The sequence below is a fragment of the Halomonas sp. genome (genome assembly GCF_041689495.1).
In the GTDB taxonomy this organism is placed as follows: domain Bacteria; phylum Pseudomonadota; class Gammaproteobacteria; order Pseudomonadales; family Halomonadaceae; genus Halomonas.
In genome coordinates this window covers 1-3,513 of sequence record NZ_JBDNGD010000231.1, presented here as the reverse complement: position 1 = coordinate 3,513, position 3,513 = coordinate 1, and the positions used below count along the sequence as shown (strand labels likewise).

Below are 3,513 nucleotides of genomic sequence, written 5' to 3'. Positions count from 1 at the left end.
TCCTGGTGGTCCTGGCGGCGCTCGGCGGGCGCGCGGTAGCCGATAGGCTCGCGCTCGTGGCGCCGATAGCCGTCAGGGTGGTTTTCATTGCTCATGACGGCTCCTCGGCTGTGTCTGAACTAACGGCCTCCGGGGGCAACGGTACGCGCGAATCGCGGCCCTCGGCCAAATGTTCGGCAATGGCTTTGGCGTAACCGCTGGGCGTGACTTTGCGCAGCCGCTCGGCGCGGGTCGGCCACTGCATTAGCATCTCAGCCGCAGCCTGGCTGCCGGTGTAGCGCCACTGGTTGCGCAGCAGCCGCTCGACCAGCTCAAAATCGCGCGCGTCCGAGAGATGGCCAATACGAAAGCCGTCGTCCAGCTGATCCAGCACGGCATGCTGATCGGCGAGCAGATAAACGTCGCCGCCGCTCATGCCTGCGGCGAAGTTGCGTCCAATATCACCGAGAATGAGCACCGCGCCGCCGGTCATGTACTCGCATGCGTGATCGCCGCAGCCTTCCACCACCGCCACCGCACCGGAGTTACGCACCCCGAAGCGTTCACCAGCTGCGCCCTGGGCGTAAAACTCCCCCCCAGTGGCACCGTAGAGCGCCGCATTGCCGAGGATCACGCTGGTATCGGGATCATAGCCGGCGTCGGCGGGCGCTCGCAGGATTATTCTCCCGCCGGACAGACCCTTGCCGGGATAATCGTTGGCCGCCCCCGTAATACACAGTTCGATGCCACGATTGATGAATGCGCCCAGGCTTTGACCAGCGACGCCAGTCAGGTCCAGCCGCAGCGTGCCATCCGGCAGGCCAGCGCTGCCGTGGCGGCGTGTCAGGAAATAGCTCAGGCGGGTACCGACGCTGCGTTCGCGATTGTCGATACGGCCCTCGATGGTAACCGCCTGACCATGCTCCAGCGCGGGTCTCGCACGTTCCATGAACGCCTCGTCTACCCGGTCCGCGGCGCGCTTGCGCGGCAGCGCCTGGCAACGGCGACTATCGTCACCCTCGGGCTCTCGCAGTATGTAGGCGAGGTCGAGTCCGTGGAGGTCGGCCGCTTCCGCGGTGACCTGTTCCAGCATATCGACCCTACCGATGATGTCGTCGAGGCTGTGCGCGCCCAGGCGGGCGAGATGTTCTCGCACCTCGTTGGCGACGAATTGCATGTAGTTGACGATATGCTCCGGTTGGCCGGGAAACAGTTTCCGCAGCTCCGGGTCCTGGGTGGCGATCCCCACCGAACAGGTGTTGCAGTGGCATTTGCGCAACATGATGCAGCCTACGACCACCACGGCGGCCATGCCAAAACCGTAGGCTTCAGCACCAAGCATGGCTGCGATAACAACGTCACGGCCGGTCTTGAGACCGCCATCCGTTCGCAACCGCACGCGCGATCGCAGCCGGTTGGCCACTAGCACCTGCTGTGCCTCGGCCAAGCCCAGCTCCCACGGCAGGCCCGCGGACTTAATCGAGGTCTTGGCTGCCGCGCCAGTGCCACCAGCATCACCGGAGATGAGGATGGCATCGGCGCCGGCCTTGACCACGCCTGCGGCAATCGTGCCCACACCAGGCGCCGATACCAACTTGACCTGTATCTCGGCCTTTGGGTTGGCCGCACGCAGATCGTGGATCAACTGCGCCAGATCCTCGATCGAGTAGATGTCGTGGTGCGGTGGCGGCGAGATCAGGCCTACGCCCGGCATCATGTGTCGCAACCGCGCCACCAGCCCAACCACCTTGTGGCCGGGCAGCTGCCCGCCTTCGCCGGGTTTGGCGCCCTGCGCCATCTTGATCTCAATTTGCTCCGCTGCCGCCAGATAGGCGGCGGTGACACCAAAACGCCCAGTGGCTATCTGCTTGTTGCGGCACTCACGCTCGGTGCCGAAGCGATCTTCTTGCTCGCCGCCCTCGCCGGTATGGGCCATGCCTCCGACCCGGTTCATGCCGATGGCGATGGTTTCGTGCGCCTCCGGGGACAGCGCGCCCAGCGACATGGCGCCGGAGAAAAAACGCCGCGTAATGGCTTCAATCGGCTCGACTTGCTCCAATGGCTCGGCCAGAGTCCCTCGGAACGCAAACAAGCCGCGCAGGTTACGTGCGCCGTCGTCGGGCTGATCGATACGCCGGCTGAAGGCCCGGTAGGCAGCCTCGTTGCCGGTGCGCACGGCGGACTGCAACAGACCCAGGGTGTCTGGATCCCAATCATGGTGTTCGCCGTCGCGGCGCCAATAGAGCTCGCCACCGGTCGCCAAGCGCGGGGTATCCGGGAGCGGCGGTGACCAAGCCGTGGCGTGATCTTCACGCAGACTCGCCTCAAGTTTCGCGAAGCCGCTGCCGCCGATGCGACTGATGCTACCGGTAAAGCAGCGCTCAATCACGTCCGGCGCCAGGCCCAGAGCCTCGAATAGCTGCGACCCTTTGTAGCTTTCCAAGGTGCTGATGCCCATTTTCGACATCACCTTGAGCACCCCGTCCTCGATGCCGTCCAGGTAACGCGGGATTGCGGCGTCCTTGCCGGTGAGCATGCCGACGCTGGCCAACGCCAGATACGGGTTGACGGCATCGGCGCCGTAGCCAAACAGGGTGCATAGATGGTGCACGGTGCAGGCATCACCGATTTCGGCGATCACGGCCAGACGTAAGCGCAAGTCATGGGCTAGCAAGTGCTGGTGCACTGCGCCGACCGCGAGCAGCCCCGGAATGGGCAACCGGGTGGCGCTGCTCGCACGGTCGGAGAGCACGAGCAATGCCTTGCCGTCACGAGCGGCGGACTCGGCATCGGCACATAGCGTGTTGAGCGCGTTCGGCAGTGATTGTTCAGGCCCGAAGGTGGCATCCAGCGTGCGATGGGCGAATCCGCTCGCCTGCAATCCGCGCAAGGCGGCCAGCTCGCCGTTGGTCAGCAGCGGCGAGTCGAGATGGATACGACGGCAATGCGCTGCGGACTCAGTCAGCAGGTTACGCTGGGGGCCGATGTCGCTTTCCAGCGATGTCACCAGCCGTTCACGCAAATAGTCGATGGGCGGATTGGATACCTGCGCGAACAGCTGCTTGAAATAGCTGTAGACATTGCGCGGAGCCCCCGAGAGTACCGCTGGCGGGGCGTCATCTCCCATCGCGCCGACTGGATCCTTGCCGTCTTCGGCCAACGGGCGCAGCAGATGTTCCAATACCTCCCAGGTATAACCAGCCGCACGCTGGCGCGACTCCAGATCGGGAACGTGCGGTGTCTGCTCGCGCTCACGCGGCGGTGCGAACGCCGCCAGCTTCGGACGCTGCGCCAGCCACTCGGCGTAATCATCGCTACGAAAGCGCTGCTGCAGCGCTGCAGCATCCAGCAGGCCACCCGCGGCAGGGTCCACCACCAGCATCTGACCCGGCCCTAGCCGTGCGCGTTCACGGATGTCCGCCGCCGGCTGATCCAGCACGCCGACCTCGCTGGCCAGGATCAGGCGGCCGTCGTGAGTGATGTCGTAACGGCAAGGGCGGAAGCCGTTGCGATCGAGCACCGCCACCACGCGCT

The 3,513-nt window shown here is 65.0% G+C and carries 1 protein-coding gene; it reads right to left on the bottom strand.

All coding sequences use genetic code 11. From position 1 onward, the window contains the following. Positions 1–91: 91 nt before the first annotated feature. Positions 92–3,499: a glutamate synthase large subunit gene (gene gltB, locus ACESMD_RS08220; RefSeq protein ID WP_372612093.1), complete on the bottom strand. Its 3,408-nt coding sequence runs from the start codon at positions 3,497–3,499 to the stop codon at positions 92–94. Positions 3,500–3,513: the final 14 nt, after the last annotated feature.